Raw genomic sequence first — 19447 nt, 5'->3', positions numbered from 1 at the left:
AGGATGGACCCGATTTGCCAGGAGACAACACCATGCACACTGCCAGGAGCGAACAGTCGCCCGGCCTCACCCCTGCCGCGGCAGGCATGGAGGCCCCTGCTCCATGACGGCCACCCTCGGTACTGCGCATGCGCGCCCGCCCCTGTCGCCCCCCTTCGCCCCGGCATTCCTGGTGCGCAGCCTGCAGGACGTGGAGCGCCTGGAGGCGTTGCCGCTGGCCCAGGCGCTGCCGGTGCAAAGCACCTACGAGATCTTCTGCAACTCGGCCCATGCCTTTGGCGACAAGACGGCGCTGAGCTTTCTGCCCACGGCCGACCCGGCCGACGAACCCGTGCGCTGCTCGTACGCGCAACTGCTGGCCGGCATCCACCAGACGGCCAACCTGCTGCACGACCTGGGCGTGGGCCCTCAAGATGCCGTGGCCGTGCTGCTGCCCGGCTGCCTGGAATACCACCTGGCGCTGTGGGGCGGCGAGGCGGCCGCCATCGTGCAGCCGCTCAACCCGCTGCTCACGCCTGAAAAACTGGCGTCCATGATGACCCTGGCCCGTGCCAAGGTGCTGATCGCCTATGGCGAGGACGGCGACTCGGGCTTCTGGACCAAGGCCATGGGCCTGCGCGGGCAGGTGCCCACGCTGCGCACGGTGCTGCGCGTGGCCCCGCACGGCGAGGCGCCAGGCGCGGCCGGCCCGCTGCCCGATGGGGTGATCGACTTTGCCAGCCGCAGCGCCCAGCCCGACGACCGGCTGGTGAGCGGGCGGCGCATCGCGGCCAGCGACATCGCCGCCTACTTCCACACCGGCGGCACCACGGGCGCGCCCAAGCTCGCGCGGCACAGCCATGGCGCGCAGGTGTTCACGGCCTGGGCCTGCGTGCAGATGCAGGGCATGCGGCCCGAGGACGCGGGCATCAACGGCTACCCGCTGTTCCACGTGGCCGGCGTGCTGCCCGGCGCGCTGGCGGCGCTCTCGGCCGGGGTGGAAACCATCATCCCGACCACCGGGCTGTTCCGCAACCGGCAGGTCATCGCCAACTACTGGCGGCTGGCCGAGCGCTACCGCTGCACCTACCTGTCGGCCGTGCCCACGGTGCTGGCAGCGCTGGCCAATGTGCCACTGGACGGCGCCGACATTTCGGCACTGCGCTACTGCCGCACCGGTGCGGCGGTGCTGGCGCCCGAGCTCGCGGCGCGCTTCACGCGCCTGTTCGGCCTGCATGTGCATGAGAGCCTGGGCATGACGGAGATGGCCGGCATCTCCACCATCACGCCGCCGGGCGTGAACGCGCCCGCGGGCTGCGTGGGCTGGCGCCTGCCCTACACGCGGCTGCGCATCGTGGCGCTGGATGCGCAGGGCAATGCCTCGGACCAGGAGATGCCGCCCGGCCAGCCGGGCATGGTGCTGTTCCACTCGCCCAACCTGTTCTCGGGGTTCCTCGATGCGGCCGACACGGCCCGGGCCTTCACCGCCGATGGCTGGCTGGCCACGGGCGACCTGGGGTTCGTCGATGCCGAGGGCCGGCTGCACCTGAGCGGGCGCTCCAAGGACCTCATCATCCGCAGCGGCCACAACATCGACCCGAAGGTGATCGAGGACGCCCTGGGCGCCCACCCCGCCGTGCAGCTGTGCGCTGCCGTGGGTGCGCCCGATGCCTATGCGGGAGAGTTGCCCGTGGTGTTCGCCACGCTGGTGCCAGGTCGGGAGGCCAGCGAGGCCGAGCTGCTGGCCTTCGCCAGCGCAGGCGTGGACGAGGCCGTGGCCCGGCCGCGCCGCATCACCGTGCTGGACACCATGCCCGTGACCAACGTGGGCAAGATCTACAAGCCCGCCCTGCGCCTGCAGGCCGCCTGCCAGACCGTGCAGGCGCTGGTGGACGGTGTGTGCACCGAACTCGGCATGGCCGGGCACCCCACCGTGCAGGCCGAGGGTGAAAGCGCCGTGCGTGTCACCGTCGATGCCGCGGCGACGGGCTCGCAGGCACTGCGGGAACGCCTGCGCCAGGTGCTGGAGCCCCTGCCCGTCAAGGTGCAGGTGGTGCTGTCACCACCCGGTGCCTGAGATTTTTTTCACCGAGCGACCCCCCATAACGATTCCAGGAGACAAGACACCATGCCCACTTCCCCGACAACCCTCCAACGGCGCACCTGGCTCGGCGCAGCCGTGCTGGCCCTCGGCAGCCTCGCCGGCACGACCGCGCTGGCCCAGCAACCCGCCTACCCCACCAAACCGATCAAGGTGGTGGTGCCGTTTGCCCCGGGCGGCGCCACCGACGTGCTGGCCCGCGTGCTGGCCGAGAAGATGGCGCCCGGACTGGGCCAGCCCCTGGTGGTGGACAACAAGCCCGGCGCGGCCGGCATCATCGGCACCGATGCCGTGGCCAAGGCCGCGCCCGATGGCTACACCATCGTGCTGGGCCTGAGCAATTCGCTGCTGACCAACCAGTTCCTCTACGAAAAGCTGCCCTACGACCCGCAGCGCGACCTGGCGCTGATCTACCAGATCGCCATCGCCCCGCTGGTGCTGGTGGCCCACCCCAGCGTGCCCGTGGCCACCGGCCCCGAACTGCTCAAGTACGCTGCCGCCAACAAGGGCAAGGTCGCCTATGGCTCCTACGGCACGGGTGCCTACCCGCACCTGGCGGGCGCCTACATGAGCTTGACGCAGAACGCCGACATGAGCCACGTGGCCTACCGGGGCGAAGCGCCCATGGTGCAGGACCTGATCGGCGGCCAGATCCAGATGGCCTACGCCAGCGCGCTGGTGGCCAAGGCGCACATCGACGCCGGCAAGCTCAAGGCGCTGGGCGTGACCGGCGAGCGGCGCATGGGTATCCTGCCCAACGTGCCCACGCTGGCCGAGCAGGGCATGACCGACGAGGCCTACCGCGTGGCCGGCTGGCTGGCCTTTGCCGCACCAGCCAACACGCCACCGGCCATCCTGGAGCGCCTGGCCGCCGAGGTGCGCAAGGCTGTGCAGTTGCCCGACGTGGCCCAGCGCATCGCCGGCATGGGCTTCGAGGTCAAGGCCAGTTCACCAGCCGAGTTCAAGGCCGCGTACATGAAGGAGCGGCCGGTGTGGGAGCGTTTGATCAAACAATCCGGCGCGAAATTGGACTAACCCGCTGAGCCGCTTCGCGTCACGGTGCGTCCGCCAGAGGCGGCCGCTCTTCGTTGCCGTCCAAGCCTGCGCAGGCAGGCTTGGAGCCGCGGCACTCAGCCCCCTCTCCCGCATTGCTGCGCAATACGGGCCGGGGGACGCCCCCGGTGCGGCGGGGCGGCCCTTGCACGGGGGCACTGGCCTGCGCCGTGCCTTCTCAGAGGCTGGCTTCCCCTAGGTCGCGTCCGCGGCTCGCTGGTTGGCAAACGCCACGTACCAGTCCAGGCAGCCCGGGTTGGCCATGGCGTCCTTGTTGACGACCTTCTCGATGGGCTGGCCCAGCAGGAGTTTCTTGATGGGCAGCTCCTGCTTCTTGCCGCTCAGGGTGCGCGGGATCTCGGGCACCTGGAAGATGTCGTCGGGCACGAAGCGCGGGCTCAGTGCGGTGCGCACGGCGCCGTTCAGGCGCTGGCGCGTGGCCTCGTCGAGCAGCACGCCTTCGCGCAGCACCACGAACAGCGGCATGTAGCTTTCGCGGCCCAGGTATTCGAGGTCGACGACCATGCTGTCGAGCACCTCGGGCAGGGCCTCCACGGCGCTGTAGATCTCGCTCGTGCCCATGCGCAGGCCGTGGCGGTTGATGGTCGCGTCCGAGCGGCCGTAGATGATGCAGCCGCCGCTGGCGCCATCGATCTTGAGCCAGTCGCCATGGCGCCAGACGGCGCCGGCCTCGGGCCCCGTGTCGCCGCCGCCGGGCCGGCGGCCATGACCGGGCGGGTACATGTCGAAGTAGCTGGCCAGGTAGCGCTCGCCCTTGGGGTCGTTCCACAGGTACAGGGGCATGGAGGGTATCGGCTGCACGCAAACCAGCTCGCCCACCTCGTCCTTCACGGGCTCGCCCTGGGCGTTCCACGCTTCCACCGCGGCGCCCAGCATGCGGCACTGCATTTCGCCGGGCACCTGGGGCATCTCGCGGTGGCCGCCGATGAAGGCGCCGCAGAAGTCCGTACCGCCGGAGATGTTGTTCCACCAGATGTCCGGCGTGCCGATGCGCGCGAACTGCGCCGTGCCCCAGGCCTGCACCTCGGGCGAGAGCGGGGAGCCCGTGGTGCCCAGGGCGCGCACGCGCGAAAGCTCACCGCAGGCCGCCAGCTCCAGCCCCGACTTCATGCAGTTGGCAAAGAAGGCCGCACCCGCGCCGAAGAAGGTCACCCCCGTCTCGGCCGCAAAGCGCCACAGCGTGCCCCAGTCGGGCCGGTCCTTGCTGCCACCCGGGTTGCCGTCGTAGATCACGCAGGTGGTGCCCGAGAGCAGGCCGCTGGCCTGGGCGTTCCACATCACCCAGCCGGTGGAGCTGTACCAGTGGTAGCGCTCGCCAAAGCTGTTGGCCTCGTAGCTGCAGCCGATGTCGTTGTGCAGCACCTTGAGCTGCAGCGCCACCAGCACCATGCCGCCATGGCCATGCACGATGGGCTTGGGCAGGCCGGTGGTGCCGCTGGAGTAGACGATCCACAGCGGATGATCGAAGGGCATCCACGCGGGCTCGAAGGCGTCGACCGCCGGGCCGCTGGCCGCCACGTCGGCGGCCCAGTCGGACCAGCCGGGCAACGCGGCCCCCGCATCGAGGTTGGGCACCAGGATGGCGTGCTGCACGCTGGGCAGGGCTGCGCGCAGCTCGGTGAGCACGCCCGTGCGGTCGTGGTCGCGCCCGCCGTAGGTGATGCCGTCCACGCCGATCAGCACCGTGGGCTCGATCTGGCGGAAGCGGTCGAGCACCGCATGGGTCCCCATGTCGGGCGCGCAGATGCTCCACACGGCGCCGATGCTCACCGTGGCCAGCAGGGCGGTCATGGCCTCGGGGATGTTGGGCAGGTAGGCGGCCACGCGGTCGCCGGGCTGCACGCCCTGGGCCTTGAGGTGCAGCGCCAGCGCGGCCACCTGGCGGCGCAGCTCGGGCCAGGCCAGCTCGCGGTGCTGCCCCTTTTCATTGCGGCTGACGATGGCCGGCAGGCCGGCGGCATGGGCCGCCTGCACATGCCGCAGCGCCTGGCGCGCGTAGTTGAGCTGCACGCCCGGGAACCACTCGGCCCCCGGCATGGAGTTCTTCGCCAACGCCACCGTGGGCGGCGTGGGCGACTCGATCTCGAAATAATCCCAGACGCTGTGCCAGAAGGCGTCGAGCTCGGTAGTGGACCAGCGCCACAGCGCGTCGTAGCTGTCGAAGGCCAGGCCACGCTGCTCGCGTAGCCAGTCCTGGTACAGGCGGATCTGGGGAATGAACGGGGGGGTGTTGTTTGTCTCCATGGCGACGCAGCGTACCAGCGCTGGCGCAGGCGTGCCATATGGCGCCGTCACCGGATTGACAAACCCTCCTGGAGCGACCGCGCACTCCTGCGGCTGGCCTCCTGGCCATGCGCCAGTCACCCGGCTGCGCAAGCGCCGGGGTCAGGCACCTTCCGGTTCATGCAGGCCCGTGATCGCGTAGCCCTTCTCCTTGAGCTGGGCCCCGGGCTTGACGATTCCGTAGTGGTCCCAGCGCTCGGCATCTTCGTCCAGGTCCTGGCCTTTCACCTCGGTGTCCCAATCCGTGTTCGTCGCTTCCTCCGGAATCCGCTTTCCTTCCGGCACGGCAAGGTGGGAGAAACGGCCCTCAGCTTCGGCCCGACGGTAGATGTCCACGCGCATGGTTGGTCCTTTGGCGGTTACAAAAGGCCCACTCTACTGCCCATGCGGGGAACACGCCGTAGGAAAAACTCGCGCTGCCGGCAGGGCCATGTCGGAACAGGTGCCTCTTTTTTAGCACAGTTGTGCTAAATTTCGGCCATGGATGCCAAGACCCAGAAAGCCGAGCTCACGCGCGCCGCCATCATCGGCGCCGCGCTGGACGTGGCCGCGGCCGACGGGCTGGAATCGATCACCCTGCAGGCCGTGGCCGACCGCGTGGGCCTGTCCAAGAGTGGCGTGTTCTCGCGCGCCGGTTCGCGCGAGGCGCTGCAGAAGGCCGTGATCGAAGAGTACGGTCGCAGCTTCCTGGCCCAGGTGTTCGTGCCCGCCATGCAGCAGCCCAAGGGCCTGCCACGCCTGAACGAGATCGTGCGCCGGTGGATCGCTCGCACCCGCGATGTGGAGGCCTTCACGGGCTGCATCTACATCGCCGGGGCCTTCGAACTCGACGACCGCACCGGCGAGTTGCGCGACCTGCTGCACTCCGAGATCACGCGCTGGCGTGCCGCGCTGCGCCGCACCGTGCTGCAGGCCACCGAAGCCGGGCACCTGCCTGGCGACACCCCGGCCGACCAACTGGTCGCCGAGATCTACGCCCTGATGATGGGCCTGTTGCACGATGTCCGCTTCCTGCGCGATCCGCAGGCAGTGCACCGCACCGAGGCGTCCTGGGCGCGCCTCGTCAAGAGTTACCAGACCGCCTGACACCCGGGCATGCGCCATGGCAACCCTTGTTCTTGTACGCCCAAATTTCGCACAGTCGTGCGAAGAAAGAAAACCACCATGCTGATCCTTTGTGGCATTGCGGCAATCGCCGCCATCGCAGGCGCCATCCATGGGCTGCGCAAGGCACTTGCCGGCCTTCCGCGCAGCAACCGTGACTGGGTCTTCTACTGACCCGCCGCCGCCCGCTTCACCCCCGTCCATCGCTTTCGGAGCCCCACCATGAGCCAGTCCACCGCCGTACAGGCCACCTCGAACTTCTACGGCGCGCATGCCGGCATGCGCCTGGTGCGCCTGGCGCTGGGCACGGCGCAACGCCTGTGGCCCCGGCTTGCCGTGCGCAGCGCCTACCGCCTCTTCGGCACGCCCCTGCCCTTGCGCAGGAGCGGCCACCGGGCCCCGCCCGCCGCAGGCTGGCAGGCGGAGCGCTGGCCTTTCGAGGACGCCGAGATCACGCTCTATACCCAGAGCGACCTGCCCACCGATGGTCCCGTGGTGCTGCTGTCCCATGGCTGGGGCGGGCATGCGCGGCACATGCTGCCCCTGGCCGAAGCCCTGGCCGCGCGCGGCATGCGCCCGGTGCTGGTGGACCTGCCCGCACACGGCGGCAGCCGCGGACGGGTGAGCAACCTGCCGCAGTTCGCCCGTGCCCTCGAATACGCCAGCGCGCGCCTGCAGGCCCGGGGTGACACGCTGGCCGCCGTCGTGGCGCACTCGCTGGCGGCGAACGCGGCGGCCCATGCCGCCAGCCGGGGCCTGCCGGCCGCCCGGCTGGTGCTGCTGGCGCCGCCCGCATCGCCGCGTGAGTACACGCGGCTGTTCGCGCAGGTGTTCGGCCTGACCGAGGCCACGCGCGCCGCGATGGAGCGCCACATCGAGGCGCGCGAAGGCATCCTCATGCCCCAGTTCGAGCCCCAGGCCGTGGGGCCACGCATCGCCCAGCCCACCCTGGTCGTACACGATCGGGGCGACCGCATCAACCGCTTTGCCGATGGCGAGGCCTACCGCGACCACATCGCGGGCGCGCAACTGCTGGCCACCGACGGGCTGGGCCACCGCAAGCTGCTGCAGGACGAGGCCGTGCTGCGCGCCGTGGCGGATTTCATACGGAAGACCCCCTGAGTCGCTTCGCGCCTTCCCCCTGAAAGGGGGACGCCCCCAGCGCGGCGGGGCGGCCCTTGCGCGGGGGCACTGGCCTTGGCCACGCCAGTACCGTGCGTTGCGGGTTATACGACGCACCATGAAAAACCGATAGGACCCGGCCTGCAGGCCTATGATCGGCAGCCTGTTCCTGCCGACCCGAATTCCCGATGCCCCTGCTCATGTCCGCCTGGCCCATCCTGGTCTGGGTGTTGCTCGCCCTGGTCGTGCTGTCCGCCATTTTCTTTCTCGCCCGAGGGGATCGGCGGGCCTTCCTGCAGCTGCTGGCCCTGGTGGCCTGTTTCCTGATCGGTGCGCTGCTCATGGAGTTCATGCTCTTCATGGCCGCGCGCATGTCGCGCACGGGCGGTGTGCAGGGCACGCCGGCGCTGGGCGACGGCACGCGCCAGCTGCTGCAGACCATTGCCAACCCACGCTCCATCTCGGCGCCGCCGCTGTCGCTGGCCGCGATGGCTGCGTATTCCGTGCCGCTGTCCTTCCTGTGGCTGCTGGTGGCCTGGGTGCTGCACCTGCGCGGCGGCGGCAAATCGGGTGCTGGCAAGAAGAAAAAGCCGGCCAAGGCAGCCAGCAAGTCGCGCAAGGCTTGACCCACGGCAAAGCCCCTGCTGGCACGGGGGCAGCACAATGGGCACGCATCCACAGCGGGTGCGCCCTAGTGCCATGACTTCCCGAAGTGACGTTCTCATCGTGGGCGGCGGTCCCGCCGGGCTTTCGCTCGCCATTGCCCTGGCGCAGGCCGGCTTCGGCACCACGGTGGTGGAGCAGCAGCCCGAGGCGGCACTGGCCAACCCGGCGCCCGACGGCCGCGAGATCGCGCTCACCCACCCCAGCGTGGCCACCTTGCAGCGTCTGGGCACCTGGGCTGGCCTGCAGGCGCACGAACGCGGCACGATCCGCGAGGCCCAGGTACACGATGGCCCCCTGGGTCGCCACGGCCCCCTGCGGCTGCGCACCGACGGCGCGCAGGCGCTGGGCGCCATCGTCTCCAACCACGCGCTGCGGCGCACGGCCCATGCGGTGGCCACCCGCATGGCGGGCGTGCGCATCCTCACCGGCGCGCAGGTGCACCGGGTCGCCACCGGGGCCGAGCATGCCGAACTCGACTGCACGCTGGCCCCAGCCGAAGGCAGCGGCGCCTCGCAGACGCTGCAACTGCGCGCGCCCCTGCTGGTGGCGGCCGACAGCCGTTTTTCGGCCACGCGCCGCCAGTTGGGCATCGGCGCGGACATCACCGACTTCGGCCGCACGGTCATCGTCTGCCGCATGCGCCATGCCCTGCCCCATGGCGGCACGGCCCACGAATGCTTTGGCTACGAGCGCACGCTGGCCATCCTGCCCCTGCCCGACGCCCCGGATGGCCAGCCCGTGTGCTCGGTGGTGGTCACGGCCGGGGCCGCCGATGCCGCTGCCTTGATGGCCCTGCCGCCCGAGGCCTTTGCCGCACAGGTGCAGGCCCAGTTCCAGTTGCGGCTGGGACCCATGGCACTGGACGGCGAGCGCCATGCCTACCCGCTGGTCGGCGTGTATGCCCGGCGCTTTGCCGGGCCGCGCTGCGCGCTGCTGGGCGACGCCGCCGTGGGCATGCACCCGGTGACGGCGCATGGCTTCAACCTGGGGCTTGCGGGCGTGGAGCGCCTGGTCGGCGCTCTGGTCGCAGGCCGCCACCTGGGCCACGACCCGGGCCACGGGGCGGCCCTGGCCCGCTATGCCAGCGCCCACCACCGCCATGCCTGGCCGATGTACCAGGGCACGAATGCCATCGTGCGCTTGTACACCGATGCCCGGCCCGTGCCACGCCTGCTGCGCCAGGGCGTGCTGCAGTTGGCGCGGCACCTGCCACCGCTGCAGGCGGCCATCGTGGGGCAGCTCACCGGGCGCATGGGCGCGCTCGCTGCCGCACCGCACCGGACCGCGCTGCGGCCCTGGGACTAAGAACTCAGCATGCCCCAGACCAGGGCCACCCCGGCCACGAGCAGATCGCCGGTGACGCCCGCGTCGGACGCATTGGCGCTGGTGAAGCGCTCTTTCTGCCGCTCGCGCTCGGCGCGCGTGCGGTCGCGCTCCAGCGACACCAGTGCGTCCGCCAGATCGGTGCGCTGGGGCGGGTGCAGTTGGGCGGCGCGCTGACCGGCCTGGGCATAGCCCTCCAGCGCGCTTTTCACGGCCTCGGGGTCGATCAGCGAGAACGCAGCGCGGCAGTAGGGGCAGGCGTGGTCCTTGCGGATGTCCACCGGCGAGCCGCAGCCCGTGCAGTAGATGGCACCCACGCGCTTGGCGAGGTCGGCCACTTCGGGCTTGGTCATGTGGCGCACGAAGCCCTTCTCCACCATGAAGGACGAGAAGGTGCTGAAGCGGCCATGCTGGCTGGCGCAGCGGTAGAGCACGTAGCGGCCGCTGCGCACCAGGTCGAAACCGTGTGCCAGCGGGCGCACGCAGCGCGGGCAGGCCAGGCTGTTCTGCAACGGACGCCGCTCGTCCGTGCGGTGCTCGTGCAGCAACCTGAACAGCTCCACCACGGCCGCCGGCGCAAGCTTGAGGTTCTCGTGGCGGTCGAACCAGATGCCCTGGCAGGCAAAGCACAGGTCGAGCGTCTGCGTGCCGCCCTGGTTGGTGGCGAACTGGTGCGCTTCCATGGGCTGGCGGCAGGAGGGGCAAGAGGGAAGGTGCTGCATGGGACGGGTGGAAAGCCGACGGGAATGCAGCCATGGTAGCGCGCCGGCCAGCTGACCCGCAGGCGACGCGGCCCAAGCCCCGGACCCTTGAACCGAAGCACAATGGCAAGCCCATTTGCCAACCAACAAGGGGCCCTGTTCACCCTTGCGAGAAAGAAAAGAACGATGCCTGCCATCTGGAAGAAACCCATCACCGTCGAATCGCTCACCCACCACAGCCTGCGCACGGCCGTGCCGCACCTGGGCATCGAGTTCCTGGAAGTCGGCGACGACTTCGTGCGCGGCCGCGTGCCCGTGGACGAGCGCACCCACCAGCCCTATGGCCTGCTGCACGGCGGCGTGAGCGTGGTGTTGGCCGAAACCCTGGGCTCGGTGGGCGCAGCCCACTCCTGCCCCGAGGGCTACCGCGCCGTGGGCCTCGACATCAACGCCAACCACCTGCGCTCCACCCAGAGCGGCTGGGTGACGGGCACGGCCCGCCCGGTGCACATCGGCCGCACCACGCATGTGTGGCAGATCGACATGGTCAACGACGCTGGCGAGATGACCTGCGTGTCGCGCATCACCATGGCGATCCTGGCGCCGCGCTGAGGCAATACGGCCTAAACGGCCGCGCAGACCCCGTCGGCGCGTGGGTCGGTCGCGCCCTCGATGCGCCCGTCGGGGTGGAACGCCACCGCCCCGGCATGGCCCATCATGTCCTCGAAGGCACCCACCACCTGCACGTCGTGGCCGGCGGCGCGCAACTGGTCCACCAGGGCCGGGTCCGCGCGCGATTCGAGCTTGAGGTTGGTGGAGTGCTCGCCCCAGGTGCGGCCCAGCAGCCAGCGCGGTGCGGTCACCGCGGCCTGCATGTCCTGGCCGAAGAGCACGTGGCGCGTGAACACCGCCGCCTGCGTCTGCGGCTGGCCCTCGCCGCCCATGGTGCCGTAGGCCAGCACGCGCCCGTCTTTCAGGTGGGCCAGCGCCGGGTTGAGGGTGTGGAACGGCAGGCGCCCGGGCGCCAGCTGGTTGGGCCCGGCGCCCAGCGTGAACGAGGCACCGCGGTTCTGCCAGTGCAGGCCGGTCTCGGGCAGCACGATGCCGCTGCCGAACTCCCAGTAGATGCTCTGGATGTAGCTGACGACATTGCCCTGCGCATCGGCAGCACCCATCCACACCGTGTCGCCGGGCTCCGTGGGCTCCGGCCAGGGCGCGGCGCGGACCTTGTCGATGCGCGCCGCCTCGGCGTCGAGCGACGCTGTCTGCAGGAAGGCCACCGGGTCGGCACGCATATAGACCGGGTCGCCCACATGCCGGTTACGCCAGGCGAAGGCCCGCTTGGTGGATTCCACCAGGCCGTGCACATGGTCAAAGCCCTCGGCCTGGCCCACGCCCAGGCGGTCGAACAGGCCCAGGATGGCCAGCGAGGACACGCCCTGCGTGGGCGGCGGCTGGTTGAACACACTGCCGGCCGACAGCTGCACCGACAGCGGTGCCACCCGTTGGGCCTGCCAGCCCTCCAGGTCGGCCAGCGCCAGCGGGCTGCCCAGGGCCTGCAGGTCGCGCGCCATGCTGCGCGCCAGGTCGCCGCGGTAGAAGTCGTGCAGCCCGGCCTCGGCCAGGCGCTGCAAGGTGGCGGCGATGCGCGGCTGGCGCAAGGTGTCGCCGCGGCGCGGCTGGCCCTCGGGCGCGAAGGCGGCGGCAAAGCCGGGCACATGTTCGAGCTCGGCCCACTTGGTGCGGGTCAGCTCGACCTGGGAGGTGGTGATGGGCATGCCCTCGCGCGCATGGCGGATGGCGTCTTCGAGCAGGCGCGCCAGCGGCAGGGGCTTGCCGCCCCAAGCGCGCGCCACTTCCAGGGCTTCGGCCCAGCCGCCGATGGCACCGGCCACGGTGAGCGCCGCGCGCGGCCCGCGCGTGGGGATGGCCGCATCGCCATGCGCCTGGTAGAAAGCCGCGTCCGCTGCCTGCGCCGCGCCGCCACAGGCGCGCACTGCGACCGGGGCCGCCGTGCCGGGCGTGTGGATGAGCCAGAAGCCATCACCGCCCAGGCTGTTCATGTGCGGGTAGACCACGGCGATGGCGGCGGCTGTCGCGACCATGGCCTCCACCGCGTTGCCACCCTCGCGCAGCACGGCGGCGCCGGCCTGTGCGGCCAGGTGGTGGGGGGCGGTGACCATGCCACCGCGGCTTTGCAGGCTGTGCAACATCGAGAAGTCTCCTGGGTATCGGTCGGTCCGTCGTTTGTCGGTCAATCCATCAACGATACATGGGCTGCAACAACACACCAACCCTGGCCGGGCATGCGCACCCAGGTCTGCTGCTGGCGGCCCGTGCGCGCGCTGCCTTCGCGCGTGAACTCGGTGCTGGCGGTGGCAAAGTCGCGCCCGTAGGTCGTGATGACGGTGTTGCGCAGCGTTCGCGCCAGGCCGGCCGCCGAACGGCCGCTGCGGAAGGCGCGAATCGCGTCGATGCCGTAGAGGCATTCCGTGGCGCCGTAGCGCACGGTGTTCGGACCGTGGAAGAACAGGGCATCGAGCACCTCCACCTCGTTGTGGACCAGGGCATGCTCGTAGCGCGCAAAGGCGGCGGTGACCTCGGCGAGGACATCGGGCAGGTTGATGGCAGTGTGGTCGTCCATGGCGTTCAATTCAATGTCCACCGCCGAGGTAGGCGCGGGTCAGGGCGTCATTGGCGGCAATTTCCGCCGCCGTGCCCTGGGCCACCACGCGCCCGCCTTCCAGCACATAGGCCCGGTCGGCCAGCGACAGCGCCAGCGCCGCCATCTGGTCCACCAGCACCAGGGTCATGGATTCGTCACGCAGGCGCGCGAGCGAGGCGAACAGCTCTTCGATGACCTTGGGCGCCAGGCCCAGCGAAGGCTCGTCGAGCAACAGCACGCGCGGGCGGCTCATGAGGGCGCGGGCGATGGCCAGCATCTGCTGCTCGCCGCCCGAGAGCAGACCGGCGCGCTGGTGCAGTCGCTCGCGCAGGCGCGGAAAGCGCTGCAGCATCTCTTCCACCCGGGCCTCGCGGCCCTCGGGGTGGAGGAAGGCGCCCAGGCGGATGTTGTCGAGCACCGAGAGCTCGGGAAACACCTGGCGCCCCTCGGGCACCAACACCAGGCCGCGCGCCACGATCTGCTCGGCGCGCAGCGGGCCCAACTCCACGCCGTCCATGTGGATGCCGCCCGACAGCGGCCGGTGCAGGCCTGCCAGGGTGCGCATCAGCGTGGACTTGCCCGCGCCGTTGGCGCCCAGCAGCGCCACCATCTCGCCCTGGCGCACGCGCAGGTCCACGCTGTGCAGCACAGGCTCGGCGCCATAGCCGGTGGTGAGGCGGCCCACGCCCAGCACTTCGGGGGCATCGGCCAGCAGGGCCCGCGCTGCGGCGGCATGCACGGCCACCGCACCACCGGCGCCATCGCCCAGGTAGGCCTTGCGCACGGCGGGGTGGGCCTGCACCTCGGCAGGGCTGCCTTCGGCCAGGTGGCGGCCCGACTCCATCACCACCACATGGTCCGACAGGCCCATCACCAGCGCCATGTCGTGCTCCACCAGCAGCACGCCCACACCCTGGTCGGCAATGCGGCGCAGCAGGGCAGACAGCTGCTCCTTGTCCTCGGTGGACAGGCCGGCAGCCGGCTCGTCGAGCAGCAGCACCTCGGGCCGCAGGGCCAGTGCGCGGGCAATCTCCACCAGGCGCCGGTCGACGTGGGCCAGGTCGGCGGCCGGCACCTGCACGGCGCCCCGGTAGCCACACCAGGCCAGCAGGGCGCGCGCCTCGTTCCGGGCACCGGCCGAGCACACGCGGCCGTCGCCCAGCAGCGGGCCCAGGCCACCGCGTGCCAACGCCAGGGCGACGTTGTCCAGCACGCTCAGCGAGCCGAAGAGCTGCGAGGTCTGGTAGCTGCGCGCCACGCCGGCGCGCGCGATGCGCCAGGCACCGCGGCCCTGCAGCGGCTCGGCGCCCAGCAGCGCGCCGCCGCTGGTGGGGGTGTAGAAGCCGCTGAGCATGTTGAGCACCGTGCTCTTGCCCGCGCCGTTGGGCCCGATCAGGCTGGTGACGGCACCGGGCCGCACGGCGAACGACAGCTCACTCACCGCGCGCACCCCGCCGAACACCATGGACAGGCCCTGTGCGCTCAGCGCACGGCCACCCTCGGGCTTCAGGGCTGGCAAGGCAGCGCCTGATGCGGTGCCCGCATCCGCGCTGGCCGGCGCATTGCGGTGCAGGCGCGCCAGCAGCCCTACCAGGCCTTGTGGCGCCACCCACAGCACCACCAGCAGCAGCGCGCCAAAGAACAGCAGGCGGTACTCCTCCAGGCTCGAGAGCAGCTCGGGCAGCAAGCCCACGATGACCGCGCCCACCAGCGGCCCGGCGATGCTGCCGGCGCCGCCGATCATCACCACCAGCACGAACAGGATGGACTGCAGGAAAGAAAAGCTGTGCGGCGTGACGAAGCCCGACAGCGGCGCATACAGCCCGCCCGCCAGCCCCGCGAGCAGGGCCGACACCGCAAACGCCACGGTCTTCACGACCAGCGGATTCAGGCCGATGGACTCGGCCGCCGTCTCGGAGTCGCGCACCGCGCGCAGCGCGGCGCCCCAGGCGCCACGCGAGAGCCGCACATAGGCCAGCAGCGCCACCGCCACGGCCACGATGGCCAGCACGGCAATGGCGCGCTCGCCACGCAGGGCATCAATGCCCAGTGCCGGCGCGGCAATGCCCATGATGCCGTTCTGCCCGCCGGTGAGCTCGCGCATCTCCACCGCGCTGTGCTCCACGATCAGGCCGAAGGCAATCGTCACCATGGCCAGGTAGGGGCCCTTGACGCGCAGCGCCGGCAAGGCGAGCAGCGCGCCCATGGCGCCGGCCAGCACGGCAGCGACCGGCCAGGCGGCCCAGAAGCTCCAGCCCGCCTTGGTGGTGAGAATGGCCACGGCGTAGGCGCCGATGGCGTAGAAGCCCACGTGCCCGAACGAGACCTGGCCCGACAGGCCGAGCAGCACGTTCAGGCCGATGCCCACCAGCGCCAGCAGCGCCACGTTGGCCAGCACGAAGACGTAGTAGCCATTGACCTGCGTGGCCAGCGCCAGGCCCGCCGCCACGCCCAGTGCCGTGAGCACGAGCAGGGTGGGCATGGCCAGCCCGCGCGCGGACGAAGGAAGGGAAGGTGCGTTCTGCATGGAGGAGAAAATCGTCTTCATACCTTGCGTACCAGGGCACGCCCGAAGAGCCCGTTGGGCCGCACGGCCAGCGCCACGATGACGAGCGAGAAAGTGAGGATCTGCGTGTAGCCCGAGCCCAGCGTGGAGGTGATCAGCGCCTCGGCCACGCCGAACAGCAGGCCTGCGGCCATCACGCCCCAGGCACTGCCGATGCCGCCCAGGATGGCGACCGCAAAGGCCTTGAGGCCGAACAATGTGCCCATGTCGGACTGCACGTTCACGAGCGGCGCGATGAGCACACCGGCCACGCCCGCGAACACGGCCGACAGCGCGAACGCCGCCGACACCACGCGCCCGATGGGAATCCCCATGAGCCGCGCCGCATCGCGGTTCTGCACCACGGCCAGCATGGCCGTGCCCCAGCGCGTGCGCCGTGCCACGAAATGCAGCACGGCGGCCAGCACCAGGCCGATGGCCGGGATGAGGAGCTGCAGCGGGTACACGCCCAGGCCGATGTCGCCCAGCGTCATCGGCGCCTGGGCCAGCGGCGAGGGCAGGCTGCGCGGCTCCTTGCCGAAGGTGAACATGGCCAGGTTGTCGACCACGATGCCCAGCGCCACGGTGGCCATGAGCCAGGCGTCGGAGCCCCGGCGCGCGAACGGGCGCACGGCGAAGAACTCCACGGCCAGGCCGTAGAGCGCGCACAGCAGCAGCGCCAGCAGCACGGCCAGCGCCATGGGCCAGCCCAGCACCATGGCGAAGCCATAGGTGAGCACGGCACCCAGCATCATGGAGCTGCCCTGGGCAAAGTTCACAGTGCCGGAAACGACGAAGGTGACGTGAAAGCCCAGGGCCATGAGCCCGTACATGCTGCCCAGGCCGATGCCGCTGATGAGGGCGGAGAGAAAGAGCATCGTGGTGATCGATCAAATGCGGTAAAGGAATGACGGCAACCGTCTTTGAAGACGGCTTGAAGCGGTCAGGAAAGCTCAGCGAAGCGGTTCTGGCTAGGCGCTACACGCCAGACTGATGGCAGGCAGTACGGTTAGTACGACAAGACACAGCAACGACGCCAGAAGAGCTTTATTGGCCGCGCTTACTTTTCGAGGCCCACGGGCAGGATGCGGTTGCCTATGAACTGCGCCCACACGTAGTCGTTCTCACTCAGTGCGTCGTGGTTGGCTTCGCTGAAGGGCTTGTCATAGCCCTTGATCAGGCCCTCGTACTTGCCGATCTTGTAGAAGCCCTGGCGCACGGCATCGCCTTCGGTGCTGCCGGCCTGGGTGATGGCCAGCGCCGCCAGTTGCATGGCGTCGTAGGCGTTGGCCACGCCCACGGCGGGGGTGATGTTGTCTGGGCCCTTGATCTCGGGGTACTTGGCCTTGAGGGCCGCCAGCACCTTCTCGCCCACCGGGCCCTGCTTGCCGAAGAAGCTGTAGGTCTGCACGAAATGCACGTTCTTGGCATTCGCACCGGCCAGTTCGGTGAAGCGGCCACCCGCAGGGCCCCAGTGCGAGACGATGGGCACCTGCCAGCCCATGCGGTCGAGCGACTTGACCACCTGGGCCGAGGGGCCCACGTTGCCGACCAGGAACAGCGCGTCGGCGCCCGCCGCCTTCAGGCGCGTGAGCTGGGGCACCACGTCCACGTCACTGTCGCCGAACTTCTCGATGCCCGCGGCCTTCATGCCCTTGGCGGTCAGCGCTGCGGTCAGGCCCTTCTCGTTGGACTCGCCCCAGGGGTTGTTCACCAGGATCATGCCGGGGTTCTTGGCATTGAAGGTCTTCTGCGCATAGGCCAGCATGCCGCGGTCAACGATCTCGTCCACGGCGGAGACGCGGAACGCGAAGTTGGGCTTGGCGCCGTTCTTGGTGACCGGCGTGCCTGCGGCCCAGGGCCCCATGAAAGGCACCTTTTCCTGGTTGGCCAGTTGCACGATGGCGATGGAGACCGGCGTGTCCAGCCCACCGAAGAGCACGGCCACCTTTTCCTTGTAGATCAGTTCGCGCGCAGCCGTCACGCCCTTGGCGGGGTTGGCCTCGTCGTCGCGGCGCACCAGTTCGAGCTTGCGGCCACCGAGCAGGCCGCCCTTGGCGTTGATCTCTTCGATGGCAATGGTCAGGCCGCGCGTGATCGCATCGCCCGCCAGCGCCGACTGGCCCGAGAGGGCGGTGACCAGGCCGACCTTGATCGGTTCGGCGGCATGGGCGGCGCCCATGGCTCCCAGGGCGGCCCAGGCCGCAGTGGCGAGGGTGGCGGCGGCAAAGCGGCGGCGGGTGGTGAAAGGCATGGCGGTTCTCCTGCAGTGGCGGGTGGACGGGGATGAACGGATCGGTGGGCGGATGTCGGCCCGCCTCGGGAGGCTCCACCAGCAAGCACCGTGCCAATGTCAACAAACACCAATATCTATTGGCAACTTTATCGATATGTGATTGTCGACAATCTGGCACACGCTTTGCTGACAAAGAACACCACAAGCAGTTCACCGCGTTCTGCCCCATTCCGAGGCAACCCCGCAGCATTTCGCACCCCGGTGGTGCGATCAGGAGCACCAACATGCAGCAGCAAGCACACACCCCACCCACCCAGGATGCAGGCGCCATCGTCGAAGAGTTCCTGCGCCTGGTGATGATTCCGGACCCGGTGGCCGCCAGCCGCTTCGTCGCGCCGGGCCTGGCCATCCGCTTCACGGGTGGGCGGTCCATGCGCCAGCCGGCCGAGTGCAGCGCCTTCAACGCCACGCGCTACGCCTGGGTGAAAAAGAAGTTCGAGAGCACCGACGTCGTGGCCGGCGCCACGCACGAAGAGGCCGTGGTCTACAACACCGGCACGCTCTACGGCGCCTGGCCCGATGGCACGCCGTTCGAGGGCAACCGCTATGTGGACCGCTACGTGCTGCAGCGCGGCCTGATCGTGCGCATGGACGTATGGAACGACAGCGCCGAGTGGCTGCTGGTGCGCGCCGGCCTGGCCGCACCCTGGTCGCCCACCCAAGGTGCCGGCGCATGATCACCAGCATCTACGGCGATGGCCCCCTGCCCTCCCATGGGCGCTTCGGCTACACGCCCATCACCCGCCGCCCCGACTACACCTGGCCGAACGGCGCGCGCCTGGCGGTCTACCTGGGCTTCAACCTGGAGCACTTCGCCTTCGGCGGGGGCCTGGGCGCACGCATCGGCCCGGCATCGCCCGAGCCCGACGTGCTCAACTACAGCTGGCGCGAGTACGGCAACCGCGTGGGAGCCTGGCGCTGCCTGGAGCTGTTTGACCAGCTGGCCCTGCCGGCCGGCTGCATTTTGAACACCGCGCTGTACGAGCACTGCCCGGAGCTGCTGGCCGCCTGCGCGGCACGCGGCGATGAGCTGATCGGCCACGGCCACACCAATTCCGAGCGCCAGGGCGACTTCGCCGAAGCCGAGGAGGCCGCCCTGCTCGCCGCGTGCCGCGAACGCATCGCACAGGCCAGCGGCGGCGCGCCCGCGGGCTGGCTCTCGCCCTGGATCTCCGAGAGCCCCACCACGCCCGACCTGCTGGCCGAGGCCGGCTACCGCTACACCCTGAACTGGGCGCACGACGACCAGCCCGTGCCGATGCACACGCGCAGCGGCCAGCGGCTGTGGTCGATTCCCTACCCGCAGGAGCTCAACGACATCCCGATGATCATTGCGCGCCAGCTCGACGGCAAGGACTTCGCACAGATGATTGTCGACAATTTCGACGAGATGCTGCAGCAATCGGCCGCGCAGCCGCTGGTCATGGGCATCGCCCTGCATCCCTACCTCGTGGGCCAGCCCTACCGCTTGCGCCACCTGCGCCGCGCGCTGGAGCATGTGGCGCGCGCGCGCGATGCCGGCGCCGTCTGGTTCACCACGCCCGGCGCCATCTGCGCGCATGTGGATGCCCTGTTCCCCTCTGCCTGA

The 19447-nt window shown here is 70.1% G+C and carries 17 protein-coding genes; 9 read left to right on the top strand and 8 right to left on the bottom strand.

The features are described 5' to 3' along the window. Window positions 1-103: 103 nt before the first annotated feature. Together AC0IZS_RS09505 and AC0IZS_RS09500 are read left to right on the top strand one after the other, a co-directional pair. Window positions 104-2056: an acyl-CoA synthetase gene (locus AC0IZS_RS09505; RefSeq protein WP_471635414.1), complete on the top strand. Its 1953-nt coding sequence runs from the start codon at window positions 104-106 to the stop codon at window positions 2054-2056. 51 nt (window positions 2057-2107) lie between these two features. Further along, on the top strand, window positions 2108-3115 hold the full coding sequence (locus tag AC0IZS_RS09500) for a Bug family tripartite tricarboxylate transporter substrate binding protein (protein WP_471635413.1): 1008 nt from the start codon (window positions 2108-2110) through the stop codon (window positions 3113-3115). Window positions 3116-3328: 213 nt separating this feature from the next. Here AC0IZS_RS09500 and AC0IZS_RS09495 read toward each other — a convergent pair whose 3' ends face one another. Next, on the bottom strand, window positions 3329-5398 hold the full coding sequence (locus tag AC0IZS_RS09495; RefSeq protein ID WP_471635412.1) for an acetoacetate--CoA ligase: 2070 nt from the start codon (window positions 5396-5398) through the stop codon (window positions 3329-3331). A 141-nt stretch (window positions 5399-5539) separates the two neighbouring features. Continuing rightward, window positions 5540-5779 (bottom strand): DUF6139 family protein, encoded by a 240-nt coding sequence (locus AC0IZS_RS09490; RefSeq protein ID WP_471635411.1) that lies wholly within the window; start codon window positions 5777-5779, stop codon window positions 5540-5542. Window positions 5780-5917: 138 nt separating this feature from the next. Here AC0IZS_RS09490 and AC0IZS_RS09485 point away from each other — a divergent pair, with 138 nt between their 5' ends. The 4 genes from AC0IZS_RS09485 (at window position 5918) to ubiM (ending at window position 9634) form a co-directional block, all read left to right on the top strand. Beyond that, window positions 5918-6523 carry a TetR/AcrR family transcriptional regulator gene (locus AC0IZS_RS09485; RefSeq protein WP_471635410.1) on the top strand — a complete coding sequence of 202 codons (606 nt, stop codon included), beginning with the start codon at window positions 5918-5920 and terminating at the stop codon, window positions 6521-6523. A gap of 240 nt (window positions 6524-6763) precedes the next feature. Beyond that, the gene (locus AC0IZS_RS09480; protein ID WP_471635409.1) at window positions 6764-7663 is read left to right on the top strand and encodes an alpha/beta fold hydrolase; all 900 of its coding nucleotides are present in this window, start codon (window positions 6764-6766) and stop codon (window positions 7661-7663) included. Window positions 7664-7851: 188 nt separating this feature from the next. Continuing rightward, on the top strand, window positions 7852-8289 hold the full coding sequence (locus tag AC0IZS_RS09475; protein ID WP_471635408.1) for a hypothetical protein: 438 nt from the start codon (window positions 7852-7854) through the stop codon (window positions 8287-8289). 73 nt (window positions 8290-8362) lie between these two features. Continuing rightward, window positions 8363-9634 carry a 5-demethoxyubiquinol-8 5-hydroxylase UbiM gene (gene ubiM, locus AC0IZS_RS09470; RefSeq protein WP_471635407.1) on the top strand — a complete coding sequence of 424 codons (1272 nt, stop codon included), beginning with the start codon at window positions 8363-8365 and terminating at the stop codon, window positions 9632-9634. Here the strand turns inward: ubiM and AC0IZS_RS09465 are convergent. After that, window positions 9631-10374, bottom strand: a complete 744-nt coding sequence (locus AC0IZS_RS09465; RefSeq protein WP_471635406.1) for a zf-TFIIB domain-containing protein — start codon at window positions 10372-10374, stop codon at window positions 9631-9633. The genes ubiM and AC0IZS_RS09465 overlap by 4 nt on opposite strands. Window positions 10375-10539: 165 nt before the next feature. On the opposite strand from AC0IZS_RS09465, the gene AC0IZS_RS09460 reads away from it, so the two are divergent. Then, window positions 10540-10965, top strand: a complete 426-nt coding sequence (locus tag AC0IZS_RS09460; RefSeq protein ID WP_057200328.1) for a hotdog fold thioesterase — start codon at window positions 10540-10542, stop codon at window positions 10963-10965. Between the two features lie 11 nt (window positions 10966-10976). Here AC0IZS_RS09460 and AC0IZS_RS09455 read toward each other — a convergent pair whose 3' ends face one another. The 5 genes from AC0IZS_RS09455 to AC0IZS_RS09435 form a co-directional block, all read right to left on the bottom strand. Further along, on the bottom strand, window positions 10977-12566 hold the full coding sequence (locus AC0IZS_RS09455) for a gamma-glutamyltransferase family protein (protein ID WP_471635405.1): 1590 nt from the start codon (window positions 12564-12566) through the stop codon (window positions 10977-10979). A gap of 41 nt (window positions 12567-12607) precedes the next feature. Beyond that, a complete protein-coding gene (gene hpxZ, locus AC0IZS_RS09450; protein WP_471635404.1) occupies window positions 12608-12997 on the bottom strand; it encodes an oxalurate catabolism protein HpxZ in 390 nt (129 codons plus the stop codon). Between the two features lie 10 nt (window positions 12998-13007). After that, complete coding sequence (locus AC0IZS_RS09445; RefSeq protein ID WP_471639491.1) at window positions 13008-15500, bottom strand: branched-chain amino acid ABC transporter ATP-binding protein/permease; 2493 nt, start codon at window positions 15498-15500, stop codon at window positions 13008-13010. Between the two features lie 62 nt (window positions 15501-15562). Further along, a complete protein-coding gene (locus AC0IZS_RS09440; RefSeq protein ID WP_409780007.1) occupies window positions 15563-16441 on the bottom strand; it encodes a branched-chain amino acid ABC transporter permease in 879 nt (292 codons plus the stop codon). Window positions 16442-16623: 182 nt separating this feature from the next. Beyond that, window positions 16624-17817 (bottom strand): ABC transporter substrate-binding protein, encoded by a 1194-nt coding sequence (locus AC0IZS_RS09435; RefSeq protein ID WP_471635403.1) that lies wholly within the window; start codon window positions 17815-17817, stop codon window positions 16624-16626. Between the two features lie 266 nt (window positions 17818-18083). Here AC0IZS_RS09435 and AC0IZS_RS09430 point away from each other — a divergent pair, with 266 nt between their 5' ends. Both AC0IZS_RS09430 and AC0IZS_RS09425 read left to right on the top strand, forming a co-directional pair. Then, window positions 18084-18536, top strand: coding sequence for a nuclear transport factor 2 family protein (locus AC0IZS_RS09430; RefSeq protein WP_471635402.1), 453 nt, complete (start codon window positions 18084-18086; stop codon window positions 18534-18536). Beyond that, window positions 18533-19447, top strand: coding sequence for a polysaccharide deacetylase family protein (locus tag AC0IZS_RS09425; RefSeq protein WP_471635401.1), 915 nt, complete (start codon window positions 18533-18535; stop codon window positions 19445-19447). Before AC0IZS_RS09430 ends, AC0IZS_RS09425 begins: the two co-directional genes overlap by 4 nt.

The organism is Acidovorax sp. AC410 (assembly GCF_979253235.1).
This window is presented reverse-complemented; position numbering and strand designations above follow the sequence as displayed.